This is a genomic window from Methylobacterium terrae (assembly GCF_003173755.1).
Lineage (GTDB): Bacteria > Pseudomonadota > Alphaproteobacteria > Rhizobiales > Beijerinckiaceae > Methylobacterium > Methylobacterium terrae.
In genome coordinates this window covers 2,891,068-2,914,369 of sequence record NZ_CP029553.1, presented here as the reverse complement: position 1 = coordinate 2,914,369, position 23,302 = coordinate 2,891,068, and the positions used below count along the sequence as shown (strand labels likewise).

Annotated in this window: 32 protein-coding genes; 30 read left to right on the top strand and 2 right to left on the bottom strand. The window is 69.0% G+C overall.

All coding sequences use genetic code 11. The features are described 5' to 3' along the window. Nucleotides 1-5 precede the first annotated feature (5 nt). The 21 genes from DK419_RS13325 (at nucleotide 6) to DK419_RS13230 (ending at nucleotide 14,162) form a co-directional block, all read left to right on the top strand. Entirely contained in the window at nucleotides 6-563 is a 558-nt protein-coding gene (locus DK419_RS13325) for a hypothetical protein (protein WP_109959507.1), read from the top strand. Further along, complete coding sequence (locus DK419_RS13320; protein WP_109959506.1) at nucleotides 560-760, top strand: hypothetical protein; 201 nt, start codon at nucleotides 560-562, stop codon at nucleotides 758-760. Before DK419_RS13325 ends, DK419_RS13320 begins: the two co-directional genes overlap by 4 nt. Next, nucleotides 757-1,344, top strand: a complete 588-nt coding sequence (locus DK419_RS13315; protein ID WP_109962290.1) for an MT-A70 family methyltransferase — start codon at nucleotides 757-759, stop codon at nucleotides 1,342-1,344. The genes DK419_RS13320 and DK419_RS13315 overlap by 4 nt, the downstream gene beginning before the upstream one ends. Nucleotides 1,345-1,349: 5 nt before the next feature. Then, a complete protein-coding gene (locus tag DK419_RS13310; protein ID WP_162561213.1) occupies nucleotides 1,350-3,329 on the top strand; it encodes an AAA family ATPase in 1,980 nt (659 codons plus the stop codon). A gap of 547 nt (nucleotides 3,330-3,876) precedes the next feature. After that, a complete protein-coding gene (locus DK419_RS13305) occupies nucleotides 3,877-4,302 on the top strand; it encodes a Ros/MucR family transcriptional regulator (protein ID WP_109959504.1) in 426 nt (141 codons plus the stop codon). A gap of 137 nt (nucleotides 4,303-4,439) precedes the next feature. After that, entirely contained in the window at nucleotides 4,440-4,703 is a 264-nt protein-coding gene (locus tag DK419_RS13300; protein ID WP_109959503.1) for a hypothetical protein, read from the top strand. Then, on the top strand, nucleotides 4,703-5,404 hold the full coding sequence (gene nusG, locus DK419_RS13295; RefSeq protein ID WP_109959502.1) for a transcription termination/antitermination protein NusG: 702 nt from the start codon (nucleotides 4,703-4,705) through the stop codon (nucleotides 5,402-5,404). Before DK419_RS13300 ends, nusG begins: the two co-directional genes overlap by 1 nt. Nucleotides 5,405-5,987: 583 nt before the next feature. Next, a complete protein-coding gene (locus DK419_RS13290) occupies nucleotides 5,988-6,308 on the top strand; it encodes a hypothetical protein (RefSeq protein ID WP_162561212.1) in 321 nt (106 codons plus the stop codon). A gap of 18 nt (nucleotides 6,309-6,326) precedes the next feature. Beyond that, complete coding sequence (locus DK419_RS13285) at nucleotides 6,327-6,716, top strand: hypothetical protein (RefSeq protein ID WP_109959500.1); 390 nt, start codon at nucleotides 6,327-6,329, stop codon at nucleotides 6,714-6,716. Next, complete coding sequence (gene terL / locus DK419_RS13280) at nucleotides 6,673-8,154, top strand: phage terminase large subunit (RefSeq protein ID WP_208642353.1); 1,482 nt, start codon at nucleotides 6,673-6,675, stop codon at nucleotides 8,152-8,154. Before DK419_RS13285 ends, terL begins: the two co-directional genes overlap by 44 nt. 2 nt (nucleotides 8,155-8,156) lie before the next feature. After that, nucleotides 8,157-9,734 carry a DUF4055 domain-containing protein gene (locus tag DK419_RS13275; RefSeq protein WP_109959499.1) on the top strand — a complete coding sequence of 526 codons (1,578 nt, stop codon included), beginning with the start codon at nucleotides 8,157-8,159 and terminating at the stop codon, nucleotides 9,732-9,734. Beyond that, nucleotides 9,731-10,747 (top strand): hypothetical protein, encoded by a 1,017-nt coding sequence (locus DK419_RS13270; RefSeq protein WP_109959498.1) that lies wholly within the window; start codon nucleotides 9,731-9,733, stop codon nucleotides 10,745-10,747. The genes DK419_RS13275 and DK419_RS13270 overlap by 4 nt, the downstream gene beginning before the upstream one ends. A 117-nt stretch (nucleotides 10,748-10,864) precedes the next feature. Next, nucleotides 10,865-11,086 (top strand): hypothetical protein, encoded by a 222-nt coding sequence (locus DK419_RS13265; RefSeq protein WP_109959497.1) that lies wholly within the window; start codon nucleotides 10,865-10,867, stop codon nucleotides 11,084-11,086. Beyond that, nucleotides 11,086-11,487, top strand: coding sequence for a hypothetical protein (locus tag DK419_RS13260; RefSeq protein ID WP_109959496.1), 402 nt, complete (start codon nucleotides 11,086-11,088; stop codon nucleotides 11,485-11,487). Before DK419_RS13265 ends, DK419_RS13260 begins: the two co-directional genes overlap by 1 nt. Continuing rightward, nucleotides 11,484-11,618 carry a hypothetical protein gene (locus DK419_RS29820; protein WP_280953937.1) on the top strand — a complete coding sequence of 45 codons (135 nt, stop codon included), beginning with the start codon at nucleotides 11,484-11,486 and terminating at the stop codon, nucleotides 11,616-11,618. Before DK419_RS13260 ends, DK419_RS29820 begins: the two co-directional genes overlap by 4 nt. Nucleotides 11,619-11,723: 105 nt before the next feature. Then, complete coding sequence (locus tag DK419_RS13255) at nucleotides 11,724-12,524, top strand: DUF6651 domain-containing protein (protein ID WP_109959495.1); 801 nt, start codon at nucleotides 11,724-11,726, stop codon at nucleotides 12,522-12,524. A gap of 154 nt (nucleotides 12,525-12,678) precedes the next feature. After that, complete coding sequence (locus tag DK419_RS13250; RefSeq protein WP_109959494.1) at nucleotides 12,679-13,017, top strand: hypothetical protein; 339 nt, start codon at nucleotides 12,679-12,681, stop codon at nucleotides 13,015-13,017. 108 nt (nucleotides 13,018-13,125) lie between these two features. Next, complete coding sequence (locus tag DK419_RS13245) at nucleotides 13,126-13,347, top strand: DNA-binding protein (protein WP_109959493.1); 222 nt, start codon at nucleotides 13,126-13,128, stop codon at nucleotides 13,345-13,347. Then, nucleotides 13,340-13,555 (top strand): hypothetical protein, encoded by a 216-nt coding sequence (locus tag DK419_RS13240; protein ID WP_109959492.1) that lies wholly within the window; start codon nucleotides 13,340-13,342, stop codon nucleotides 13,553-13,555. Before DK419_RS13245 ends, DK419_RS13240 begins: the two co-directional genes overlap by 8 nt. 90 nt (nucleotides 13,556-13,645) lie before the next feature. Beyond that, nucleotides 13,646-13,915, top strand: a complete 270-nt coding sequence (locus DK419_RS13235; protein ID WP_109959491.1) for a PC4/YdbC family ssDNA-binding protein — start codon at nucleotides 13,646-13,648, stop codon at nucleotides 13,913-13,915. After that, nucleotides 13,890-14,162, top strand: coding sequence for a hypothetical protein (locus tag DK419_RS13230; RefSeq protein WP_109959490.1), 273 nt, complete (start codon nucleotides 13,890-13,892; stop codon nucleotides 14,160-14,162). Before DK419_RS13235 ends, DK419_RS13230 begins: the two co-directional genes overlap by 26 nt. Here the strand turns inward: DK419_RS13230 and DK419_RS28570 are convergent. Beyond that, a complete protein-coding gene (locus DK419_RS28570; RefSeq protein WP_162561211.1) occupies nucleotides 14,155-14,454 on the bottom strand; it encodes a hypothetical protein in 300 nt (99 codons plus the stop codon). The two genes, DK419_RS13230 and DK419_RS28570, sit on opposite strands and share 8 nt — an antisense overlap. Before the next feature lie 142 nt (nucleotides 14,455-14,596). On the opposite strand from DK419_RS28570, the gene DK419_RS13225 reads away from it, so the two are divergent. The 9 genes from DK419_RS13225 (at nucleotide 14,597) to DK419_RS13185 (ending at nucleotide 23,108) form a co-directional block, all read left to right on the top strand. Continuing rightward, nucleotides 14,597-14,908 carry a hypothetical protein gene (locus DK419_RS13225; RefSeq protein ID WP_162561210.1) on the top strand — a complete coding sequence of 104 codons (312 nt, stop codon included), beginning with the start codon at nucleotides 14,597-14,599 and terminating at the stop codon, nucleotides 14,906-14,908. Then, the gene (locus DK419_RS13220) at nucleotides 14,905-16,014 is read left to right on the top strand and encodes an AAA family ATPase (protein WP_109959488.1); all 1,110 of its coding nucleotides are present in this window, start codon (nucleotides 14,905-14,907) and stop codon (nucleotides 16,012-16,014) included. The genes DK419_RS13225 and DK419_RS13220 overlap by 4 nt, the downstream gene beginning before the upstream one ends. Nucleotides 16,015-16,278: 264 nt before the next feature. Then, entirely contained in the window at nucleotides 16,279-16,923 is a 645-nt protein-coding gene (locus DK419_RS13215; protein WP_109959487.1) for a recombinase family protein, read from the top strand. 109 nt (nucleotides 16,924-17,032) lie between these two features. Beyond that, complete coding sequence (locus DK419_RS13210) at nucleotides 17,033-17,248, top strand: hypothetical protein (protein WP_109959486.1); 216 nt, start codon at nucleotides 17,033-17,035, stop codon at nucleotides 17,246-17,248. 3 nt (nucleotides 17,249-17,251) lie between these two features. Further along, nucleotides 17,252-17,866: a hypothetical protein gene (locus DK419_RS13205; RefSeq protein ID WP_109959485.1), complete on the top strand. Its 615-nt coding sequence runs from the start codon at nucleotides 17,252-17,254 to the stop codon at nucleotides 17,864-17,866. Beyond that, a complete protein-coding gene (locus DK419_RS13200) occupies nucleotides 17,853-19,394 on the top strand; it encodes a DNA-packaging protein (protein ID WP_109959484.1) in 1,542 nt (513 codons plus the stop codon). Before DK419_RS13205 ends, DK419_RS13200 begins: the two co-directional genes overlap by 14 nt. 29 nt (nucleotides 19,395-19,423) lie before the next feature. After that, nucleotides 19,424-20,071 (top strand): hypothetical protein, encoded by a 648-nt coding sequence (locus tag DK419_RS13195; RefSeq protein ID WP_109959483.1) that lies wholly within the window; start codon nucleotides 19,424-19,426, stop codon nucleotides 20,069-20,071. Nucleotides 20,072-20,082: 11 nt separating this feature from the next. Continuing rightward, nucleotides 20,083-22,821, top strand: coding sequence for a phage tail length tape measure family protein (locus tag DK419_RS13190; RefSeq protein WP_109959482.1), 2,739 nt, complete (start codon nucleotides 20,083-20,085; stop codon nucleotides 22,819-22,821). Further along, a complete protein-coding gene (locus DK419_RS13185) occupies nucleotides 22,821-23,108 on the top strand; it encodes a hypothetical protein (protein WP_109959481.1) in 288 nt (95 codons plus the stop codon). The genes DK419_RS13190 and DK419_RS13185 overlap by 1 nt, the downstream gene beginning before the upstream one ends. On the opposite strand, the gene DK419_RS13180 is transcribed toward DK419_RS13185, so the two are convergent. Beyond that, nucleotides 23,105-23,302: a hypothetical protein gene (locus tag DK419_RS13180; protein WP_109959480.1), complete on the bottom strand. Its 198-nt coding sequence runs from the start codon at nucleotides 23,300-23,302 to the stop codon at nucleotides 23,105-23,107. The genes DK419_RS13185 and DK419_RS13180 overlap by 4 nt on opposite strands.

Below are 23,302 nucleotides of genomic sequence, written 5' to 3'. Positions count from 1 at the left end.
CGCGCGTGGCCTACACCGGCATCATCCTGTTCCTCGACGTCGCCGGCAACACCGGCGTCGCCGAGGGCCGCCCCGGGCAGACGCCCCGGCTCTACGACGCGCGCCTCCGCCGCGAGGACGACGACTGGGAGGACACCTGGGGACGGGCGGTCGGCTGGATCGCCGATCGCCTCTATGTCGAGCGCGAGGCGGTCGAGGCCGGAGACCTACGCCTGGTGGTCGAGGCACCGATCTTCACCGGCAAGACCGGCGAGAAGAACGCGGAATCAGAGCTCGTCACGAAATGCCTGTGGGCCTGCATCACCGGCTTCGCGCGGGCGCGTCGCGTCATGGTGCGCCGTGTCGCCGTCTCGACCGTGCGGGCGGCCTTCCTCGGCAACGGCAATTTGCCGGGCAAGGTCGCGAAACCGCTGGCGCGCGACACCTGCCGGGCGCTCGGATGGAATCCACCGAGCCTTGATGCCGCTGATGCCGGCGCCGGGTGGTGGTGGGCGAGCCAGCAATGGGCGCCTGATCTCACACCACCGGTTCATCCCTATCTGTTGAAGCGAGGTGCGGCATGACCTGGATCCTCCTTCAGGAAGGCCGCCCTCTGTTCTGCGGCACCTACGCCGACGCCCTCGACTACGGCGAGCGCCACCAGTTCATCGCTCGGTCCTGGCACGTCGACGGGACAGAGACCGGCACGCGAATACTCGACCGCTCCATCATGCTCCTGCCCGAGGCGATGTGGGCGCGGCGGCGGAGGGCGGCGGCATGACGTGGCCGTTCGGCGCTCTGCCGCCTCTTTCATTCGACGTCATCATGGCGGATCCGCCGTGGTCCTTCGATAACTGGTCCGAGGGCGGGAACACGAAGAACGCCAAGGCGCAGTACGCCTGCATGCCGACGGCGGAGATCGGGGCCCTCCCGGTCAGCCATCTTGCGCGCGGCGACGCGTGGCTGTGGCTCTGGGCCACCTATCCGATGCTTCCTGATGCCCTGCACGTCATGAAGTGCTGGGGATTCGCCTACGTCACGGGCGGTCCCTGGGTGAAGCGGGGGGCCTCGGGCAAGCTCGCCATGGGCCCGGGCTACGTGCTGCGCGGGAACGCGGAGGCGTTCCTGCTCGGCAAGCACGGGAGGCCACGTACCTGCTCTCGCAGCATCCGCAACGTGCTCGAGGCGCCGCGCCGCGAGCACTCGCGCAAGCCCGACGAGGCCTACGCGATGGCCGAGACGCTGTTCGGGCCCGCTCGCCGTGCAGATCTCTTCTCGCGCCAGACCCGGCCTGGCTGGGAGGCCTGGGGTCGCGAGGCTGGCCGCTTCGATGTCGCCCCTCCCGCCCCCATGGCAGCGGAATGATCGCCATGGCCGACCGCGACGACTTCGCCGTGCACATGAAGGCGGTGGCCCGCCTGATCCTCGGCGAGCCCAACGCCCGGCTGTCCTCGGCGACCGAGCTGCGCTTCGGCTCGCACGGGTCGGTCTCGGTCGACCTCGCCAAGGGCACTTTCTACGACCACGAGGCGACCCAGGGCGGCGGCGTCCTGAAGCTGATCGAGGCCCGGCTGGGCCTGAAGAACGGCGGCGCCGTCGAGTGGATGCGCGACCACGGCATCGACATGCCGGACCGGTCGCCCGCGCCGTCTTCCGCCAGCCAGCGCTCGCGCATCGTCGCGACCTACGACTACCAGGACGAGGCCGGCACTCTGGGCTTCCAGGTCGTCCGGATGGAGCCGAAGACCTTCCGCCAGCGGCGCCGGCCCGGGCCGGGCGACGAGCCCGGCAGCATCCGCGACGGCTGGGTCTGGTCGGTCAAGGGCGTCCGCCTGCTGCCGTACCGCCTGCCGGAGCTCGCCGAGGCCATCGCGCTCGAGCGCGTCGTGTTCATCGTCGAGGGCGAGAAGGACGTCGATTCGCTCGCGCTGCGCGGCATCCCGGCGACCTGCAACCCGATGGGCGCCGGCAAGTGGGCCGACGAGCTGTGCGAGCACTTCGCCGGCGCCGACGTCGTGATCGTGCCGGACAACGACGAGGCGGGCCTGAAGCACCGCGACCTCGTCGCGGGCAAGCTCGCCGGCATCGCCTCCAGGATCCGTACTCTCGACCTGCCGGGCCTCGGGCCCAAGGACGACGTCACGGTCTGGCTCGATCGGGGCGGCTCGGCCGAGGAGCTGTATCACCTCGTTGAGACCACCGCTCTCCGGCCCGGCGAGGCGCCCTGGCAGTCGCGCTACGGCGCGCTGTGGCTAAACGAGATCCCGGGCCGCGTCTCGTCGGCGCCCTGGATCGTGAAGGGCCTGATCCCCGCCCGGGGCTTCGGCGCCTTCGTCGGGCAGCCCGGCTGCGGCAAGAGCTTCCTCGCGCTCGACCTCGCCTTCACCGTGTCAGTGCTCGCCCGCATCGAGGGCGACGATTCGCGGTGGTTCGGCCGGCGGGTGCACCCGATCGGCGTCGCCTACATCGCGGCCGAGGGCCAGACCGGGTTCGTGAAGCGGGTCGAGGCCCTGCTGAAGCGCTACCGCGTCGACAATCTCGCGGAGCACCCCTTCGTGCTCATCCCGAGCGCCGTGGACCTGCGCACCGATGACGGCGACACCGGCCCGCTCTGCGCCGAGCTCCAGAACATCGACCGCCTGATGCGCGAGCGCAGCGGCGTGGGCCTGGGCCTCGTCTTTGTCGATACCCTCAACCGCGTGCTCGCCGGCGGCGATGAGAACGCGCCCGAGGACATGGGCGCCCTGATCCGGAACTGCTCCCGGCTTCAGGCTTCCGTGAGCGGCGCCACCATCGTCCCGGTTCACCACATGAACGCGAGCGGCACGCGCGAGCGCGGGCACTCCTCGCTCCGCGGCGCCCTGGACTTCATGATCGAGGTCGAGCGCAGCGAGGACGGCGCCGGCAACCGCTGGAAGGTCGCCAAGCAGAAGGACGAGGAGGACGGCCAGACCTTCGGGTTCTCGCTCAAGAGCCAGGTCATCGGCCTCGACGGCGACGGCGACGCGATCACCAGCTGCCTCGTCGAGCCGGTCGAACAGAAGTTTTCGAGTGCGGCGCGGCCTCAGCGCAAGCTGCCGCCCCAGGCGCTCAACGCCTACAACATCCTCTTCAACCACTGCGACGAGCGCGGCGAGCGCCGGTTCATCGCGGGCCACCAACGGGCCTGCACGACGCTTGAGGCCTGGCAGCAGGAATGCGGCCGGCAGAACCTCGTCGCCCCCGGATCCACCGACGACGCCCTCCGCAAGGCCTTCCAGCGCGCCATGGACACGCTGCGGGCCGAGCGCCGCATCGGCGTCGAAGGGGACTTCGTGTGGCCGATCCTGAGGAGGGCCGACAGCAGCTAGGAGCCCCGCCGAACGCCGGACAAGGCCCGGACAAAACCCGGACAGGATCGGACAAGAGGACGTGCATCGCACCGACCCTCCCCGTGCCCTCAATCCGGATCTTGTCCAAACCCTGTCCGGAAATGTCCAGAGCAAAATCAACGACTTAGCCATGAAACGAGAGCCGCCGGACAAGCCGTTTGTCCGAAGTCTGTCCGGACTTGTCCGGCCTCGCGCGCATGCGGGGAGTAATACTCCTCGGGTAGTAAACAGGGCCTCCGGCCCTGTGTTTACTACCCTCGTAAGGTTCTAGATGTAGTTAGGAGGTTCAGGGTGGTAGAACTGGAGAAGATCATCCGAGACGAGGCGAGACTTCGCGGCTCGACGGGACAGCGCCCGGAAGGCGCCGTCCCTCCGGCAGCCTGTCCGCTCGATGTCCGGACGGCTGTCCAGGCGACCACCCTTCGCGTCACTGAGCCGGGCAGCGGGTCGAACGCCGCCTGACCCCCGAATCCCGCCACCGCGGGCAAACCCCGGGCGGCCCGAGCCGCCCCACCAGGAGCAACCCATGTCCGACCACGACACCCTCGACGCTTCCGACCTCGTCGCCCTCTCGGCCGGCCTCGTCGCCTCCTACGTCCGGCACAACTCGGTCCCGGCGGCCGAGCTGCCCGGGCTGATCGCCTCGGTGCACGGGGCGCTGGCAGGGCTCGGCGCGCCGGCCGCGCCGGTCGAGGAGCGCCCCACCCCGCCCATCCCGATCCGCAAGACGGTCACCCCGGAGCACATCATCAGCCTCGAGGACGGCCGGCCGTACAAGACGCTGAAGCGGCACCTCGCCGGCCGCGGACTGACCCCGGAGCAGTACCGCGAGAAGTGGGGCCTGCCGGCTGACTACCCGATGGTCGCGGCGAACTACGCGGCGCAGCGGAGCGATCTCGCGAAGTCGAGCGGGCTGGGGCAGAGCCGGCGCAGGCCGCGGCTGGTGGCGTGATGGGCTGGCCCGCGGCGTTCGTCCTCGTGGTCATGCTCGTGGGCATCGTGGGACCGTTCTGGATCCTGCTCTTCCGCCGATGACACCCGGGCCGGCGCCCCGGCGCCGGTCTCATCCTGCAGCGTATGAGGCGCGTCATGGTCGTGCTGTTCTGGACGAGCACAATCCCCGTCGGCAACGGGCGGCTCCTGGCTTTCCCGATCGGCGTGCCCGACGACGACCTCGACGCGTTCGGCGAGCGGCTGGCCCGCGAGGGCGGCGTCATGGTCGACCGCCTGTGGCTCGAGTCACGGGACGACGGCTACGCCTACATCACCCGCACCGAGCGCCTGTTCGTTTCCGTCGCAGGCACCGCCACCATCCGCGACAACAACACCCCCGTGCGCCTGGAGGTCGAGTGATGTCGAGTCCGACCACCAAGACCCGGCTCAACGCCAAGCGCCGCCGCCGCGACAAGCGCCGGCGCTCGGCCGAGCACGCCGCGCAGGGTCAGCGCGACCAGACCGCCCAGGAGCGGGCGGAGCGCAGGCAGCGGGCGGAGGCCGACGAGGCGGCGTACATGGCCGGACGGCGGTGGCATCTCGTCGATGCTCGGGTGGGCAAGGCGAAGGTGCTGGGCGAGCGCCTGGCGGCCAGCGAAATCCCGTCCCTGCGCCTATCCGAGGACGTGGTGCAGATTCGGTCGGGTAGGGCTGTCCGGACGCGGATGCCGCTGTTCAAGGGCCTGCTGTTCGTCGGGCTGGCACCGGAGGATGACGCGCACAAGCTACGGGAAAAGTTCGATATCGAGATGCAGGGCATCCGCTACAGAAACGAGAAGTTCGAGCAGGTCACGGCGGAAGAGTTGAACACGTTCACCGGCACGCTCGGGGGCTCCATACCGCGGGATGAGAGGCAGAAAACTGGCGGCTGCCGCGCCGAGGACTACGAGGTGGGCGAGACCGTGCGGGTGGTCGACGGGCCGTTCGCCTCGTTCAGTGCTGTGATCGAAGAAATTGACTCTGAGTCACAGCACCTGAAAGTCAGCGTCAACATCTTCGGGCGTGGGACGCCGGTCGCGCTAGAAGTCGGACAGGTGGAAAGAATGAGTCATGCGGCTTGACTCTGGGGGATGCGGGAGTATATGCATGCCTCGGGTCGTTCGCGACCAAGGATGCCCACCGTGTGACCTGCCCTGCGGGGATGTGTGTTGCGCCCGTGGACCCGGCTCCCGAGTACATCAGGGGGTGGTGATGGAGGCTTGTGGCCGAAAGCAAACGGGGTGTCGCCCTTCGACGACACCCCGCCGGCCTACATCAAGACCTTGATGATCGCGGCGACCGCCAGGAGGCAAGCTGCCAGGTCAATCTTAATCGTGATGTTGGCTTTGACTCGAGAATTCCTCATGGGAGAGAACCTCGGGTCGCGACCGGCCGCAGACCCAAAGGTTGCGGACTAGCGCCTCATCGATACAGAACTCGCCCTGTTCATGAGAGCATCGGCGCCGTCGTTGTGCTCTAGAAACACCCCAAGCGGACCCGTGGGGCAATCCTCGATCGGTCGCGTCGGTTGGTCCTCAGGTTCTGGGGACTCCTAGCGCTCGACCTTCTCAGACACCGTCTGCGATGAGGCCACGGCCTGCCGTGACTCTCCCCGCGAGTGCTCGACACTGCCAGCCGAGTTCGCGAAGAGCAGCAGTGCTCCTGATGTATCTGGCGCGGTCGTCATCGGCAAGGCTGCAACACTTCAGCGAGGCCACTATGCGAACCCGCATCGAGAGCGACGGCGTTCGAACACGCATCTACGACGTGGAGACCGGACGCGAGATCCGCGGCGCTACAGCGGTCTCCTGGTCTCACACCGCGGAGACGGAGGTCGCGCAGGCGGCGCTGCAACTGGCGATGCCTCACATGCAGGCCACCTGCGACGCCCACTTCGTCTGCGCCGACCCCAACGACCCGCGCGGCCTCTTCAAGCGCGTCAAGCGTATCGAGTTCGAGGACGGCTCGGTTTTCGAGCCTGGCTAAAATCAAGCAGGATTCAAGATGAAGGGCCGCCACGGCGGTAAGCGTTCCGGTGCGGGCAGGCCCGCAGGCCGGAAAAATGCCGCAACGCTGGAGCAGCGAGGGACCATCCAGGAGATCGCCCGCGACTACACTGACCTCGCGATCAGGACCCTCGCCGAGGTGGCTGCGAAGAGCGAGAACGACTCGGCCCGGGTCGCCGCCGCCAACCACATCCTCGACCGCGGGTACGGCAAGGCCACCCAGGCCCATCGCCACGCCGGCCCCAACGGCGGCCCCATCCCCATCGTCGACTTGACCAGAGCCACGGATGACCAGCTCGACGCGATCGAGGCCATCTTCGGCCCGCTTGCCGCCGCCGGCGGTGATGATGGCGGCGATCCGGGCGGAGAGGGCGAGGCGAGCGGCTGAGCGCGAGCGGCAGGCGCTGGCGCAAGATGCCGAGCGGATCCGGGGTCGGTGCCAGACCCTGGCGGGGTTCGTGCGGGAGGCGTGGCATGTGCTCGAGCCCGGCCAGCCCTACCTGCACGGCTGGCACATCGACGCCGTCTGCGCCCACCTTGAGGCGATCACCGGCGGGCGCCTGACCCGACTGCTGATCAACATCCCGCCCGGCACGATGAAGTCGCTCATCGCGTCGGTGTTCTGGCCGGCTTGGGAGTGGGGACCGGTCGGCCGGCCGTCTCTGCGCTACCTGACCACCTCCTATTCCGAGAACTACGCCAAGCGCGACAGTCGCCGCATGCGCGACCTCGTCACCTCGGATTGGTACCGAGCCCTGTGGCCCGAGGTGGTGCTGAGTCGGGCCGGCGAGATTTCGTTCGAGAACACCCGCCGCGGCGCCCGCGAGGGCATGCCATTCCAGAGCCTCACCGGCGGCCGCGGCGATCGGGTCATCATCGATGATCCGCATTCGACCGAGACCGCAGAGTCGGATGCCGAGCGCGAGCGCACCACGCGCATCTTCCGTGAATCTGTGCCGACCCGCCTCAATGATCCGGTCTCCTCGGCGATCGTCGTCATCATGCAGCGCCTGCACGAGAAGGACATCTCCGGCCAGATCCTGTCGCTCGCCCTCGGCTACGAGCACCTGATGCTACCGATGGAGTTCGAGCCGGAGCGGGCCTGCCGGACCAGCATCGGGTTCGCCGACCCACGCCAAGCCGAAGGTGACCTGCTGTTCCCCGAGCGGTTCCCGCGATCCACCGTCGAGCGCGACAAGCGCCCGATGGGCTCCTACGCAGTGGCGGGCCAGTTCCAGCAGCGTCCCGGCCCGCGGCACGGCAACATCTTCCAGCGACACTGGTTCGAGGGCCGCATCATCGCGGCCGCGCCGGCCGGCACCCGGTGGGTTCGACACTGGGACCTTGCGGCGACCAAGAAGACGACCGCCGCCCGCACGGCCGGCGTGAAGCTCGGGCGGACCCCGGATGGGCGCTACGTCGTCGGCCACGTCGTCACCGAGCAGCAGGAAGGCGACGCGGTGCGCCGGCTGATCAAGGCGATCGCTGAGACGGACGGTCGGCAGGTCGAGATCAGCCTGCCGCAGGATCCCGGCCAAGCCGGCAAGGTGCAGAAGTCGGACCTGATCGCGCTGCTCGCCGGGTTCACGGCGCGAGCTGAGCCCGAGACGGGCGACAAGGTGGACCGGGCCAGGCCGTTCGCCGCGCAGTGCGAGGCCGGCAACGTCTCGCTGATCGCCGGGCCTTGGAACGAAGCCTACGTCGACGAGCTCGCCGCCTTCCCGACCGGCAAGTTCAAGGACCAGGTCGACGCCTCGAGCGGAGCGTTCGGGCGGCTGTTGCAGCGATCGGGCGGGGGCGCGGCCTTCGGCTCCTACGGCAGGTGACGATGGCCGAAAACCAGAAGCTCGGGCCGGACGCCACGTCGTCCGAATACGAGGCCATGCGCCCGTTGTGGCGGATGGTCGACGCGATCAACGGCGGCGCCCCCGCCATGCGGGCCGCCGGCACCGAGTACCTGCCGAAGTTCGCCGACGAGGGCGAGCAGGACTACAAGCACCGGGTCGCGGCAGCCCCCTTCACGAACCTCTACAGCGACATCAGCCGCAGCCTCGCCGCCAAGCCCTTCGCCCGCGAGGTGAAGCTGGGAGGCGCGCCCCCGGACGACGTCGAGCAGCTGTGCGAGGACATCGACGGCGAGGGCAACAACCTCCACGTCTTCGCCGAGAACGTCTTCGCGCTCGGCATCGACAAGGCCTGGTCCTGGATCTTCGTCGACCACACCAAGGTGCCGCCGGCGGAGAACGGCCGGGCTCGCACGGTCGCCGAGGAGCGCGAGGCCGGGGCCCGACCGCTCTGGGTCCACATCCCCGCCGACCGGATGAAAGCGGCCTACAAGGTGCGCGACGGCGTGCGCGACGTGTGGGTGCACGCCCGCATCGACGAGACCTGCATCGAGCAGGACGGTTACGGCGAGCGCACGGTTGAGCGGATCCGCATCCTCGACCGTCCGGCGCTCAAGGGCCTGGGCGGGCAGGTCACCTTCGGTCCGGCCACCTATCGGGTCGAGGAGAAGAAGACGCTCTCCGACGGCCGGCAGGTCTGGGAGGTCGTCGAGGGCCCGGCGCCGCTCACCATCGGGGTCATCCCGCTTGTCCGTTTCCAGCCCGACAAGCGCAAGCCCCCGCTGCGCGATCTCGCATGGATGCAGGTCGAGGGCTTCCAGCAGGAAGCCAACCTCAAGCACACGAAGGAGATGACCTGCTTCCCGATGCTGGCGGGTCAGGGCGTCCGGCAGCCGATGGGCGAGGACGATAAGCCGATGCGGGTGCCGGTCGGCCCTCGCTCGGTGCTGTTCAGTGAGCCCGACGCGAGCGGCAACCACGGAACTTGGGAATTCCTGGAGCCCGGCGCCGAGTCGATCAAGACCTTGATGCAGGGCCTCGACGATCACTGGACCAACATGCGCGACCTGGGGATGCAGCCGCTCACCAAGTCGAACATCACGATCATCACCAGCGCCAACGTCTCGAAGAAGGCCAACAGCGCGCTCCAGGCCTGGACGATCCAGCTAAAAGACGCGCTCGAGCAGGCCTTCGTGTTCACCGCGATGTGGCTCGGCGACGAGAGCAAGGCGGTCGAGGTCGACATCCACGACGACTTCAGCGTGGACCTCGAAGCGGGCGCCGAGCTCGCATCGGTGCTAAACGCCGAGAAGCAGCGGATCATCTCGAAGCGCACCGCCGGCGAGGAGATGCAGCGCCGCGGCGTGCTCTCGGCGAACTGGCACCCCGAGCGCGAGCAGGAGCAGCTGGCCGACGAGGGGGCCGATCCCAACGGCGGTGGTGAGGATGACGACGCGATCGACCCGCGCACCGGCCGGCCCATTGGCGGCGGTGATGAGGGCGTGACGCCCGCCGACATGGCCTCGCTGTTCGACCCGTCCGTGATGGGAGCGCCGCTATGAGCCGGCATCACAGCGCCGCGGCGCGCCAGCACGAGGACGCGCCCCGGTCGGCCCTGAGCCGGCGACCGTTTGACGAGACCAAGGTTCGTCGCGGCTTCCACGGTCGCTTCGGCGAGAAGCCCGACCTCGACGGCGAGGTGAAGGTCGCTGGCATCAACCGGAACGACGTCATCGACAGCCTGTCCGAGACCTCCGACAAGCTGCATGGCCGCAGGCTCGGCGACATCCTGGACGCGGCCGACGACGAAGAGGCGGTGCTGCGCAATCTCGTCGCCCGGCATAAGCGCGGCGAGATCCAGTTCAGGGAGGGCGGTGGCAAGGGCGAGGCGGTCGACCTGCCGGGGTACCTGGGCAAGCCCTACCAGCCGGGCACGGAGGAGATCTTCCATCAGGGCGACATGGACGACGACGCCTTCGAGGACCTGCTGGAGCGCCAATCTGGCAAGATTGGCTCCTCGCAGATCGTGATGCAGGCGCAGCTACACTTTACCCGCTCGGGCAAGCTCGACGTCGACTCCTTGATCGACGATCTCTCCCTCTCGATGCACGGCCACCGCAATCAGCCGGTGTTCATGCGGGGCGAGCTCGGGGAGATCGAGCAGACCGCGGTGCGGGACGCCATCACCGCTCACGTCGAAGCCAATGCCCGGTACTTCGACAAGGCGGATCAGGGCGCGACCTACCTCATCAGCCTGCAGCGGCCCGATGATGCGCCGTACTGGAAGGCTCGGGCCAGCGCCGAGACCGCCTTCCGCCGCCAGGGCCTGTCCGAGCGCGACATCGAGCGCGAGATGGACGGCTCGGCCGAGGAGGCTCGCGACAAGGTCCGCGCGGAGGCCGCGGCGGCGGCGCGCAACAAGACCTACGGCGGCACCAACGACGCCCTCAAGGCGCGCTTTCCCGCCGAGTTCGCGGCGATGGAGCACCTGCAGAACCGGGAGCTGTTCATCGCCCGGTCCAAGCTGCTGAAGCGGTACCAGACCGAGACCGGCGAAGAGCTGCCGTACATGTGATTTCGCGGCGCGCCGACGCCCGAATGCCGCCCGGCCCGGGCCGGCGGCCCCATCGGCATAGGCCCGAGCGCGGATGCGCGGAGGCGATCGCGGCGGATGCCGCACGGAGACCTCGTCATGAAGATGACCGTCGCGGATCGCATCCGCTACGAGCGCACGTTCACGCTCGCCGAGCGCTGGGAGCGCGCGAAGGAGAAGATGGCCCAGTTCGTGGCCTGGCATCTCCTGCCGCAGCGCGTCCGCATGTGGGTCATCATCCGCCGGCACGCCGAGGTGACCCGGGGCGACCAGCATCCGGACGCCGTGTCGGCCTTCGACCTGACGAAGGGCATGCGGTGATGCGTGTCCTTATCGAGGCCGGCCCCGGCCAGGCGGGCAAGATCATGGCCGCGCGGGCCAAGGATGCGCTCCTGGCCGTCGGGGTCGAGCACGTCGAGATCGTTCGACGCAGCGGACCCCGGGAGGAAGGATCAACTACCGTCGCATCATCGCGGAGCGGCCCGCCGCTGCCGATGTTCGGCAGTCCCATCGGCCCCTGGCGACTGTGGTTCGCGTGGCGCCCGGTGCAGTCCTTCGACGGTGCGTGGATGTGGCTGCGCAGGGTCGACCGGCGGCGCATCCAGAAGCACGATTACCTGACCGGCGGTGAGCCGCTGGAGCAGTGGTGGCAGTACGCCCCGTTCGATGACATCGCGGCGGCCTGCCGCGAGCAGCTTCGTCAAGAGGGCCGTCTGGCGTGAGCGAGCGCGAGTTCTGGCACTTCGTCTGGCTCTGCGTGCGCCTATCCTTCGTCGGCATGCCTTGGTGGCAGGCGGTGCCCGCCGCCTGGGGCGCTCAGCTTCTGATCCGGCGCCGTTACCTGGCGCTCTGAACAATCCCGGCGGCTCACCAGCCGCCGCATACGGCCGTGTGCCTGGATGGGCCGCGGCGCCCGGGCCGGATGGCCCCACACGCGGGCGGATGCCCCGAGGACCCCATGAAGCTCAAGACCACCGAGATCAACGGCGCCACCTATGCCGTCGTCCAGGACGGCAAGCCCGTCTACGAGCAGGACGGCAAGGACGTCCCCTTCGACGCCGTCCACACTGTCGGCACGATCACGCGGCTGAACGGCGAGGCCAAGGGCCACCGCGAGGCGCGCGAGGCGGCCGAGGGTCGGCTGAAGGCCTTCGAGGGTATCCAGGACCCGGCCAAGGCGCTCGAGGCGATCCAGACCGTCTCGAACCTGAACGCGGGGCAGCTGAAGACCGCCGAGCAGGTCGACGAGATCCGCCGCGAGGCCAAGCGCGCCGCCGAGCAGCAGGTCGCCGACGCCGCCCGGGCCTCGGGCGAGAAGATCCAGCACCTCACGAAGGAGCTCGACGGCCTGACCCAGACCTATCACGGCGAGAAGATCGGCGGCGCGTTCGGCCGGTCCAAGTTCGTGCAGGAGAAGGTCGCTGCACCAATGGACCTGCTGATGAGCCACTTCGGCCGGCACTTCAAGGTCGAGGACGGCAAGGTCATCGGCGTGAACGCGGCCGGCGGGACCATCCACAGCGTCGCCCGCCCGGGCGAGGTCGCAGACTTCGACGAGGCACTGTCGATCCTCGTCGACGGCTATGCCCACAAGGACATGATCCTGAAGGGCACCAACCATTCCGGCTCCGGCGCGCGCTCCCCCCAGGGCCAGCCCGGCGGCGGCAAGACCATGACGCAGGCGGCGTTCCAGGCCCTCAGCCCGATGGCCCAGGCCCAGCTGATGACCGGCGCGAACCCGCCCGTCCTGGTCGACTGAGCGCGCTCGCCGCGCTCACCCCGCCTGCCGGCCGTGGATGCGGCCGCCCGGGCGGATCACTCTCTAGTCTATCGGCCGATGCCTTGGATGAGGCGCGGCGCTTCGGGCTGGATAGCCCAACCCCAAACGTCGAACCTCCCCAAGGAAGGAAGTCATGGCCAACACCCTCGGCAAGCTGATTGCCCCGATCTACCAGAACCTCTCGGTGGTCAGCCGCGGATTCGTCGGCTTCATCCCGGGCGTGACCCGCGACAACGGCGGGTTCGGCCGCGCGGCGCTCGGCCAGACCGTCACCGCGTTCACGGTGCCGCAGAACGGCCTCGTGGACATCGTCCCCAGCAACATCCCGCCCAACGACGGCGACCAGGTGCTCGGCTCCTTCGACATCACGATGACGAAGGCCAAGATGTACCCGATCAAGTGGAACGGCGAGGAAGTTCCGATTTTCGCGAGTTCTGAGAATAACTTAGCCCCCGCTTGGGGGCTTTTTTAGTGCCTGGATGCCGTCAACGATGGGTATCAAGGAATTCAAAGACTTACGACTGACTTACACCGCCTCGCGGCGCGTCCGTTGCGCACGAGTTGCGCATGGAGGGGAGCCATGACCACTACTGCCGAGCCCGATGATGACCTGCTGTACGGGGTGCCGGCCATCGCCGGCGCCTTCGGGTGGAAGGTGCGTCAGGTGCACCACCTGAAGGACGCGCACGGCCTCCCCACGTTCAAGATCGGACGAACCGTCTGCGCTCGGCGGACGGAGGTGCGCCGCTGGATCACGGCGCAAGCAGCGGCAGGCCGAGAGGCTGGGGCCGCCCGTGCCTGACCGCCCCGCCGCCATCGCCGACGCGATGCTCCACGATCCGACGCTGCAGGCCTTCAGCGGCCACGACCTCGACGCCGCTATCCGCCGCCGGTGGCCCGGCGCAACGGACGGCGAGATGGTGCAGGCCGGGATGCTCGCCGGTCGCGCTCACGCCGAGGCTGCCGACGCACTCACCCGGGCCGCCAGAACGGCCAGGGACGGCCGATAACCGGCGCGCACGCCCTCGTCACGCCCAACCCTCGAACCGCCGCCAGCGGGCCGCCGCGCCCGGCCGCGGCCCCATGCCCGGAGGAGCCCCATGGAAGAAACCCGCATCGCGACGATCCCGAAGAACCAGCGCGAGCAGATCGCCGTCCGGCTGGCCGACATGCACGGCCGGGTGATGGCCGACGTGCGCGTGTTCGCGACTAACCGCGACGGCGACGTGGTGCCGACCGCGAAGGGCGTCGCGATCCGCCCGGACCTGCTGCCGGCCGTCATCGTGGCGCTCCAGCAGGCCCAGGCGCTCGCGGTCGAGCGGGGGTTGATCGAGGGAGGTGCCGATGACGGCCCCGATCGCGCCGGCTGACCGCTACGGGCCGTGGGCCGACAACCTGTCGCCGGCCGAGCGGCGGGCCCGGCTGCGGTGCCTGCGCGGCCTGGTGCATGTGCTCTGCGGGCCGCGCGGCCAGGACCTCGCCGAGCTGCTGGACCGGGCCGAGTTCGACGGCGGGGCGCTGCGCGAATCGGTCGACGCGCTCGCGAGGTTGGAGCCGGTCGATAGGCGGCGGGTGCTCGCTACCTACGCCCGGCTCCATATCTCAAAATCTATTTGACTTCGTTACTAAAAGAGCGCGAGCGACTGTCTTCGATTATAATGACCTTTTCTACATTGACGGTAGCATTAAGGGCCGCTTTAGTTTTTGATACAATATCGCTGTATGATTTATTAGCATCTTCGATATTTTCAAATGACTTGTGAAGTGTTGTGTTCGGAAGTTTATTAAATTTTCCGTCTGCCAACTTGATCCACTTACTCCAACCAAGTGCTTCAGCTTGCCGCAAAAACTCAGGGTGTGGATCAGGTTTGGTTTTTTCGAGATCGTAACTGAGAATGAAACGGGTCATGCGACAAATTCCTCGGTCGCGGGAGTAAGGCACGATTGCAGCACCATAGATGGTGGCCGCGCTTCAAAGTGCAAGCACTGAATATCGGGTGCCATCCGAAGTCATTCTTGACGCGAAATAGCAGCAAATAAGAAGCCGACTTGTGCAGCAGCATCAAGGACTTGTCATGATTGACCATGACGGCGAGGTCGCTCACGGCTCGCCCGGACCGGCGCGCGAATTTCTTGCAAGGACCGCCGCCGCGGCTCGGGTGCAAGCCTCGCTCGTCGAGACCTATGCCGAGATCGGGGACGACGTGGGCTTGCTCTACGCCTCGAGGTGCATGGCCGCCTACCTGCGCGCCACGGTCGCCGGCATCGAGGAGCTGGAGCGCACGCGCGCGGCGCTCATGCTCCACCGGACCGCCGAGGCGATCGGGCCGCCCGCCGAGCGGTCACAGGAGGATCGCCGATGACGGGCCGGGACATCCTGTACCTGGCGAGCCGCCAGCCGCGCGCCGCCCGGAAGATCCGCTTCCAGATCGTCGAGTTCGGGAGAACGGCCATGACGCAGGGCCAGAGGCACATCGTCCGCGGAATGATCCCGAGCGAGGCGCTGGTGACCATCTACGGGGCGCCCAAGTCGGGGAAGTCGTTCTTCACCTTCGATCTGACGATGCATGTCGCCCTTGGCTGGGCCTACCGGGGCCGGCGGGTGCGGCAGGGCGCGGTCGTCTACTGCGCGCTTGAGGGCGTCGCCGGCTTCTCGGCCCGGGTGGAGGCCTTCCGGCAGGAGCGCATCGCCGAGGACCACGGCCCGGTGCCGTTCTACCTGATGACGACACCGCTCGTGCTCGTGAACGACGTGGCCGACTTCATCGCCTCGGTGCAGGCGCAGTTGCCGGACGGAGGCGGCCCCGCCGTCGTCGTCATCGACACGCTGAATCGGGCCTACACCGGCAGCGAGAACGACGACGAGGACATGAATCGCTTCATCCGCGCCGCCGCCCAGGTGCAGGCCGCGCTACGGTGCACGGTGCTCGTCGTGCACCACAGCGGCGTCGCCGGCGATCGGCCGCGTGGGCATAGCTCGCTCGGCGGCGCGGTTGATGCCCTGCTCTCGGTGAAGAAGTCGGCCGAAGGTGTGGTCACGGTCACGACGGAGTGGATGAAGGACGGCGCCGAGGGCGAGGCGGTCGCGAGCCGTCTGCGTGTGGTCGAGGTCGGGCGGGACGACGAGGGCGATGCTATCACCTCCTGCGTGGTCGACGAGATCGAGGGGGCGGCGCCCTCGCGGCAAGCCCCGGCCCGGCGGCTGTCCGATCGCAACCGGCTGGCGTTGGCAGCCCTCGCCGAATGCCTGCTCAACCACGGGCGCGAGCCGCCGCCGGCACTCGGCTTGCCCAGCGGCCTAAAGGCCGCGCCGGTCGAGCGGTGGCGGGAGGAGCTTCACGCCCGGGGCGTCATCGAGGCGGAGGACACGAACCCCCGAGCCACCTTCAAGCGCCTGCGCGAGGCGCTGACAGCCCGCTCCCTCATCGCCGAGAGAGACGGTCTCGTCTGGTCCGCAGGCACCCCGTAGCAGGGCGTAGCAAGTAGCCCCTCTTTAAGAGAGGGGGCTACGCTACGCTACAGTGCTACGCGTAGCGGTCGCTACGGAGTTGCTACGGTTTTGCTACGCTACGGGGGTGTACCAGATCCCGGCCATGGTCATCGCCCTGTCCCAAAGCCCGCGCGACGGACCCCGGACGAATTCGGCTGCCCCATCATGGTCTTACGCCCCTTGCATACCTCATGGCGCCGTGTTCTTATGGCCGTGCTGTAGCAACGCCATACGGTCGCCCCCATGAAAGTCTTCGGCTACATCCGCGTCAGCACCTCGGAGCAGGCCTCGAACGGCGAGAGCCTGGAGACGCAGCGACGCCAGGTGGAGGCGTGGGCGACGCTGAAGGGCTGGACGGTGGCGGCCATTCACGTCGAGGCCGGCGTGTCGGGCTCCGTCCCCCTCGCCGAGCGGCCGGAGGGCGCCCGCCTCGTCGGCAGGCTCGCCCGCGGCGACGTGGTGATCACCCCGAAGCTGGACCGGATGTTCCGCTCGGCCGCTGACGCCCTCGGCACCCTCGAAGAGATGAAGGCGCTGGGCGTGGCGCTGCACATGATCGACCTGGGCGGCGACGTGTGCGGCAACGGCATCTCGAAGCTGGTCTTCACCATCCTGTCGGCCGTCGCCGAGAGCGAGCGCGACCGGATCCGGGAGCGCATCCGGGACGTGAAGCGGCATCTGGCGGCGCAGGGCGTCTACAACGGCGGCAAGCGGCCCTTCGGGTGGAACGTGGTCGACGGCCGGCTCGTGGCGAACGAGGAAGAGCAGGCGGTGATCCGCGAGATGCAGCGGATGCGGGCCGAGAACCAGTCTTACGGCGCCATCGGCCGGGCCGTGGGCAAGGACATGAAGACGGTGGCCCGCATCCTCGACCGCGTCGCTTCTTGACCGCGATAGGTTTTCGCACCACCTTTGACGTGCCTGAGCCCTGGATGGGGACAGGTGCACGGGCTGGATGGCTCACAAGCTGGCAACGACTGCCGCTGGAGTCCTCCGCATGCCGTCGACCTACGACACCCTTCGCGCTGCCGACCCGGCCGCCACCCAACGCCTCGTCGAGGTGACGGGCACCATCTTCGCCGGCCAGCCGGCCGAGCGCGCCGAGTGGTGCCTGCGGATCGGCCTCCCCATCGCCGAGTTCGACCGGATCACCCGCGAGCACCGCGTCGGCATCGACCGCGGCACCAACCCCCCGCACACCCGGCAGATCTGACCCATGCCGGACGCCAAGACCCCGCGCGAGCGCCGCAGCCAGATCGCCCGGCACCCGGACCGGCTCGCCATCGAGCTATCCCGGATCGCCGGCGTCAGCCTCGACCGGATCGCGGCGAAGTACGGCGTGCACCGGGACGCCATCGCCCGGCACATGGCGAGCCTGCCGGACGACTACAAAGCCGCGCTCGCCGCCGACGTGCCGCTCGAGGAACTGGCCGCCCGCGCGGCGAAGGAGGGCGGCTCGCTCCTCGACCACTTCGGCATCATCCGCATGACGGTGATGCAGCAGCTACTGGCCGCCGCCGCCTGCAACGACCGGCACGCCACCGCCAACCTCGCCCGGGCCGCCACGGACGTGTCCCGGGAGATCGGCCGGCTCACCGGTGACATCCTGAACACGCCCACGGTCACCAACATCACGAACCAGGCGGTCATCTTCATGGGCTCGCCCTTCATGGCGAACCTCGAAGCGATGCTCATCCGCCGGCTCGCGCCCCACCCGGCAGCCCTGCGCGACGTGATGGAGGGGCTGGCCGAGCTTCAGGGCGACACGCCGGACGGCCCCGATTCACCGCCCCCGGTAGCCCCGCCGAGGCTCATCGATGCCCGCGCGTGACGCCGCCCTCTTCGCCCGGCTGAGCGAGACGCTCGGCGGCTCCTGGCGGCTGAAGGCCCGCCCCGAACAGCTGGCGCCGGACGGCGACTGGTTTGGGTGGCTCATCCTCGCTGGCCGCGGCTGGGGCAAGACCCGCACCGGCGCCGAGTGGGTGCAGGAGCAGGTGCAGCAGCGCCGCGCCGGCCGCATCGCCCTGGTGGCCGCGACCGCGGCCGACGCCCGCGACGTGATCGTGGAGGGACCCTCCGGGCTCCTGGCGATCGCCCCGAAGCACATGCGGCCGGAATACGAGCCGTCGAAGCGCCGGCTGACCTGGCCGAACGGCGCGGTAGCCTCGACCTACTCGGCCGACGAGCCGGAGCGCCTGCGCGGCCCGGAGCACGACAGCGCGTGGTGTGACGAGCTCGGCGCGTGGCGCTACCCGGAGGCCTGGGACATGCTGATGTTCGGCCTGCGGCTCGGCCGGCCCCGGTGCGTCGTCACCACCACCCCGAAGCCGGTGCGGCTCATCCGCGATCTGCTCGCCCGGTCGGATGTGCGGATCACCCGCGGCCGGACGATGGACAACGCGGCGAACCTCGCCCCGAGCTTCATCGACGCGATCCAGAAGCGGTACGGCGGCACCCGGCTCGGCCGGCAGGAGATCGACGGCGAGTTGCTGCAGGACGTGCCCGGCGCCCTGTGGCAGCGTGAATGGATCGACCAGGACCGGGTGACGGCCGCGCCGGAGGACCTGCGCCGCATCGTGGTCGCGATCGACCCGGCGGTGACGAACACGGAGAACTCGGACGAGACGGGCATCATCGTCGCCGGCCTCGATGCGGCGGGCCACGTCTACGTCCTCGACGACCTGACGGCGCGGCTCGGCCCCCTGGATTGGGCCCGGCTGGCGGTGGCGGCCTATCGGCGGCACCAGGCCGACCGGATCGTGGCGGAGGTCAACAACGGCGGCGAGCTGGTGAGCGCGACGGTGCGGATGGTGGATGCCGCCGTGCCGTTCCGTGAGGTCCGGGCGAGCCGCGGCAAGGCGGTGCGCGCCGAGCCGGTCTCCGCCCTCTACGAACAGCACAAGGTGCACCACGTCGGCAGCTTCACAGCGCTCGAAGACCAGATGTGCGCCTTCACGGCGGACTTCAATCGCTCGACGGCCGGCTACTCGCCCGACCGGGTCGACGCCCTGGTGTGGGCCATCACCGAACTCGCGGTGGTGAACCAGGGCGGAGGCTCAGCGGCGTTCGGCAGCTACGGGACCAGCAGCGAGCTGGACCGCGGCCCGGCGCCGGACTGGATCCGGGACGGCTGGACCTATCCGCACCGCGACGAGCGGTGGTTCCGCGACATCCGGCTCGGCCTCGTCGACGAGGTGCGCGCCCGCTCCGCCGGCTGGATCGGCGCCCCCGAGACGGACCCCGGATGGTTCCGCGACGGCTTCAAGTATCCGCGCAACGACACCCGGTATCGGATCGACATTCTTCAAGGCCTCTACACAGAGGACGAGGCTCGACGCAACGGCTGGATTACGTGGTGAGGGACATGCACGAACATTTGAAAGACCAGATGCTCAACCGTATTCGCCAGGACCAACCCTATACCGACAGCCTGAAACGGCTGATCGAGACGACGGGCGACATGTCCGCGCAGTTCCATGCGATGGCGACGAAGCTCGGTCGCAATCCGGACCTGACGCCGGTGGGGCAGCGGGCCGAGCTGTCGAAGTACCTGAAGGGCGACTTCGCCCCGCGGTTCGCCGCGGTCACCCGGCCGCTCCGGAAGGCGCAGGGCTACGCCAAGGCGCAGCGCGCCGGGTTCAAGCCGCCCCCGATCGACCGCACGGACCCGATCGGCGAGATGCGGCGCCAGGAGATGCGCTCCTACCTCCGCAGCCTGCCGCCCGGCGAGCGCACCGCGGCGGCCTACGCCCTCGCCGAGGACCCGGAGGGCGCTTCCGCCATCATCGATGCGCCGGCCCTGCTCTCCGGCATCCTGCCGCATCAGCAGAACGAGATCCGCGAGCGCCACGAGGCGGCGGAGATCGAGCGCAAGCACGGCCCGGCGCTCGCCGCCCTGGAGGCGCAGGAGGAGGACTACGAGTGGGCCTCCGCCCTCGCGACGGTGGTGCGGAACGAGATGCAGGAGGCGAGCGGGATGACCCGTGACGCCTTCGAAGACTTCATGCAGGTCATCGAAGCCGACGCGGACAAGTAGGAGTATAGACTATGGCTGACTTGGCAACACTTGGTATTGCGATCGATAGTCGGCCAGTCGCTCAGGCTATCACCGAGCTTTCGCGCTTCACCCAATCTTCGGCGAAAGCGGAGACCGCCGCCGAGCAACTATCCAAGTCGCTCGCCGACGTGGGCGCGGCGGCGACCAAGAGCAACACCGCGATAGCGGCGGGCGCGTCAGCCAACTCGCTCGCCGCCAGCCTCCAGCAGGTCAGCCGCGCCGCTGACGATACGGGCAAGTCGCTCGACCGGCAGCGCGACGCGCTCGGCCGGTTCGTTTCAGCCCGCTCCGGCGCGACGCGCGCGGCGGCGGAGGGCTCGGCCGCCGAGGTCTTGCAACAGCGCTCTCTCGGTGGCGTTACTGGCGCCCTGGAGCAGTCGCTTGCGGCGCATGTCAGGGCGGAGGCGGCGGCGGGCAAGTGGAACAAGACGGTCACGGAAACAGCAAACACGACCCGGCTCGCTGCCTATCAGGTGCAAAACCTCCGTTCGCAGTTCGTTGATGTCGGCGTGTCTTTGCAGGGCGGGATGAACCCGTTGACTGTACTGCTCCAACAGGGCCCCCAGATCGCGCAGGTTTTCGGTCCCGGGACAGGGCTGCGCGGGATCATCGGCGGCATCGTGACGGAGGCGCAGGCGCTGGTGCCGCTGTCGGTCGGCATCGCCGGCGGCATCCTCGGCGGCGTCGGCGCGGTCGCGCGCGGCTACCTGGCGTGGGACGCCGCTCAGAAGCAGGTGGCGGTGGGAATCACCGGCCTCGGCCGGCAGAGCGGCATCGCGGCCGGCGAGATCGAGCAGATTGCCCGGTCAAGCACCCTGGCGACCGACAGCGCTGCCCGGTATGCGACCGCCTTCGCCTCGACCGGCAACGCCAGTCGCGACACGCTCGCGGACGCGCTCAAGTTCACGCGCGACTTCTCGACGACGTTCGGCACAAGCTTCGACGAGGCCGCGAAGATACAGACGGAGTTCTTCAGCGACACTTCGACGGCATACGACAAATACGCCGCCCGTCTTGGCGCCTACAACGCCACCACCAGCCGCCTCATCAGCGATTTGCAGAAGCAGGGCAAGGGCACGGATGCGGTCCGGGTCGCCTTCGAGCAGATCAACCCGGCGCTCGCGCGGTACAACGATCTTGCGAGCTACAGCACCAAGGCGACGACGTTCCTTAGCGACGCATGGGGCAACCTGTGGTCCAATGTGAACCGCGGCGCTGCGGTGGTGATGAACGATTCGCGGCTGACGACGACGCCGCAGCAGATCTCAGCGGCGGCCGAACAGGGCGAGCTTGCGCGGCGGCGGGCCGATGCCGAGCGCGCGAGCGCGGTCATCATCGAGCGGTCGCGGCAGAATCAGCTGCTCAACGTCAACCCCGTCGAGCGCGACGTTCTCACGAGCCAGGAGCGGGCTGGGGTGAAGGTCGTCACTCCGACGATCGACGAGCGATTCAGCAACGCCTTCGGCGCCGCCTCGATGGCGCCAACCGGGTCGTTCGGCGGCTTCCCGTCGACCTACGGCCAGTACGAGAAGCGGATGCGGGACGCCATGATCCCGACGCCGGAGGAGTCCCGCAATCAGGTCCGCCGCGTGACGGAGGACACCAACAACATCGCCCAGGCGCGCAGCCTTACGGACACGCTGCAGCAGGCGACGCGGACGCAGGCGGCGCAGGCGCAGGCCCTCGGCAAGACGGCAGGCGAGGCGGAGCGCCTGACGACCCGGGCCGGGCTCCTGAACCGGGCGACGAGCGACGGCATCCCGCTGAGCGAGGCCAACCGGCGGCGGATCGACGAGGTATCGGACGCGATCGGCCGGCAGACGCAGGCCTACGCGGACGCGGCGCTGAAACGGGATATTCTGTTCCAGCGAGACCAACTCTCGCGCACGCCGACCGAACAACTTGTCGCCGCGCAGGTCCGGCAGGTCTACGGCGACAACCTCAGCGATCCTCGCGCACGATCGGCGGCGGATGAGCTTCGGTTCAACGCGAGCATCCGCGACACGCAGATGGCGCTGAGCGGGCTCGCCTCCATGGGGAACAGCCTCATCGACCCGCTCGTGGACCATACCCGGTCTTGGTCGGACGCCTTCCTCGACCTGTCGAAAAGCATCTCGCGGGCCGCGTTGCAGGCCGCCCTTTTCGGCCAAGGCCCGTTCGCCGCCTTCATGGGCACGCAAGGCCAGGGCGCGGGCCCCGGCGGCCTGTTCTCGAGTCTGGTGGGGGCCATCAAGGGCGGCGGGGCCAGCGCCTACGGCTCGGCGGATTACTTCAAGGCAGCATCGGCCGCTGCGCCGGGCGCCTACGGGCCCGGCTTCGCCGATGGCGGCTACACGGGGCACGGCGGCCGGTACGAGCCGGCTGGCGTGGTTCACCGGGGCGAGTACGTGTTCGATGCCCCGACCGTCTCGCGGGTGGGTGTCGATGCTCTCGCCGGCCTGCATGGTCACTTGAAGGGCTACGCGGACGGCGGCTACGTCGGGCCCGCGAGCTACCCGATGCCAGCGCGATCGGCTCCGGCGCCCTCCGGCGCCGCCGGCCCGCCCAACATCACCTTCGTCACCCCGCCGGGCACGAACCTCGAGGCGGACGGCCCGCCGCAGCGCCGGGCAAACGGCTCGTATGAGCAAGTCCTGCGGACGGTGGAGTCGGGGCTCGCCGGCCGCGCCAGGAACGGCCGTGGGCCCTTCGCCGGAACGGCCGGCGGCGCCTGGGCGAGGTCAGGCTGATGGACGGGCGCCACGCCCTTGCCCAGCGAGAGGGCATCGCCTGCGGCCGGGCCTACGCCGACACCTGCGCCGCCCGGGTATACGGCGGCCAGGTGCCCACCGAGGCCGAGGAAGATGCCTTGGTGCGTGAGCTCGGCGAGATGAACGCCCGGGCTCGCGCCGAGCTGGCAGCCGGCGGCATTCCTCCGGCCGAAATCACGACCTGGAGCGCCGGTGTGCTCGTGGGGTTCGTCGGGCGGCTGCGGGAGATCATGGCGCAGCTGCGCGCGGCAAACGACGCCCGTTAGTCCCGCCGGTGATCCTTCAGCAGCCGAATCACCCGGTCGAGCCGGCTGACGATCGCGGCGGCGGACAGCAGGACCGCGGCCAGGATCAGGCAGCCGGTCACCAGCGTGTCGCCGAAGTGCGAGGACGGCCCTTGCGTGCCGATGGCGAAGATGGCGAGGGCCAGGAGGCCGAGGGCCGCGAGAGCGTAGCGCAT